The following is a 1,664-nucleotide window of genomic DNA, read 5'->3' as shown; positions in this document are numbered from 1 at the left end:
CTTCGGAGCCGGTCGATGGCACGGTTGCGAGCAGTGGTGGTGATCCACCCGCCGGGGTTGGGTGGACGCCTTCCGTCGGCCACTTCTCGGCGGCGATGGCGAAGGCCTCCGCGACCGCGTCCTCGGCGATGTCGATGGTCGAGACACGTGCGCTACTCGACCTGCATCGGGCGCAGCTCGACGGGACCTTCGCAGGCGGCGGCGCACTTGCCGGCCCAATCGAGGGCGGCGTCGAGGTCGACGCGAACATCTGATGGCGGCTTGGCCGCGGCGGCCGGGTTGCGGCCGACGAGTCCGAGGCGTTCGGCATCGGCGAGTGCTTTGCGGAGCACGGTGTGCGTGTTCCGCACCGTTTTCGGCGACAACGGCTTCCCGGTGCGGCCACCCGACGCGAGCAATTCGGCGTAGAAGTGTTCGAGCTGCAGTGGAGCGAGGGCTTGCAGCTTCGATCGACCGAGGCCCGACTTGATGCATGTCACCGCGTGGCCGTAGCTGTGCCAAGTGGTCGGCCGCAGCCGATCACGCTGCAACTCCAACCACTCGTCGAGGAAATCGCCGAGCGTGCGAACCGAGCGAGTCGGCACCACGCCGTCACGCATCGACGAGGTCACATCGCGCAGCGCTGTCTCGGCTTCGCGCTTCGTTGCGAAGCCCTGACGAGATGCCTGCCGACGCTTCCCGGTGGCCGGGTCGGGGCCGAGATCGATCCGATATCCCCAGCTGATCCGCTAAAACACCAGCGGATGAGTGCCCGGGGCGGGATTTGAACCCGCACTCCACGTGAGTGGAAGGGGGGTTTAAGCCGGTTCGAATCCGTCCGATGCGTCCGCCCGAGTCCGGAAACGGCCGTTCTGTACGGGCCTGCTGTCCAGATCGTCCAGGCGAGTTCGCCACATCTGCCTGAATCGGCGACAGTCCGGCGAATCCTGTGATCTTTTCGTGATCTTGCAGGTTCTCAGCCGTTGGTGATGACGCCGGTGCAGAAGTCGTGCACGAGCGTCGAGAACGCCTCGGTCTCGAACAGCATCAGTTGGTGGACGCCGTCGGGAAAGATCTCGACCCGCACCGGCCCGCCGATGCCGTCGGCCACCATCCGGACCACATCCGGGGTGATGTTCGGATCCTTGTCACCCGCCGCATACAGCACCGGCTTGATGTTGTCGGCGAGCGGTTGCGGCGGTTGGTACTGGAAGAACGACGCCCATGAAGCGAGGTCGTAGGACCATGTGTTGTACGGGTCGAGCTTCTTCTGCTCGGTCGCACCCTGGAACCCGTAGTCGACGTCGAAGTTGAAGAACGTCGGGATGTCGAGCCGTGCGCCTCGCCCGACCTGCGCGAGGACCGCCCTGACCTTGTCGTCTCCCCACAGTTCAGCGTGCGACTGGAGCACCGGGCTTCCGGGCACAGCGGCAGAACCCATCAGGATCGCGCCCGTCACAGCGGGCGAGTCGATCGCGGAGATCGCGGCCGCGACGCCGAGGCTGGAACCCAGCGTGAACACAGGGAGCCCCGTGAGTTCGTGCACATGGTTGGCCCAGTCACGACTTGCTTGCGCCCACTCGTCCATCGTCCACGTCCCCCGCGGTCGATTGGTCGTCGAACGCCCGTGACCGGGCGCGTCGTAGCACCACAGCTCGGCGCCCTTCGCCACGTGGTGCTCGCAG

General features: G+C 66.0%; 2 protein-coding genes and 2 pseudogenes. All 4 read right to left on the bottom strand.

What is annotated here, in order from left to right:
* Positions 1-220 (bottom strand): annotated as a pseudogene (locus tag WBV89_RS07920) (sigma factor); the annotation flags it as partial.
* Complete coding sequence (locus WBV89_RS07915) at positions 153-599, bottom strand: hypothetical protein (protein WP_423980789.1); 447 nt, start codon at positions 597-599, stop codon at positions 153-155. The pseudogene WBV89_RS07920 and the gene WBV89_RS07915, both read right to left, overlap by 68 nt.
* 9 nt (positions 600-608) lie before the next feature.
* Positions 609-725, bottom strand: a pseudogene (locus WBV89_RS07910) (Arm DNA-binding domain-containing protein); the annotation flags it as partial.
* 230 nt (positions 726-955) lie between these two features.
* Positions 956-1,664: alpha/beta hydrolase (locus tag WBV89_RS07905; RefSeq protein WP_423980788.1), on the bottom strand; the 709-nt coding region annotated here is incomplete at its 5' end.

This window comes from Ilumatobacter sp., from assembly GCF_049588435.1.
Lineage (GTDB): Bacteria > Actinomycetota > Acidimicrobiia > Acidimicrobiales > Ilumatobacteraceae > Ilumatobacter_A.
Note: the sequence above shows the minus strand (reverse complement) of the source record. Positions and strands in the feature narration are given on the sequence as shown.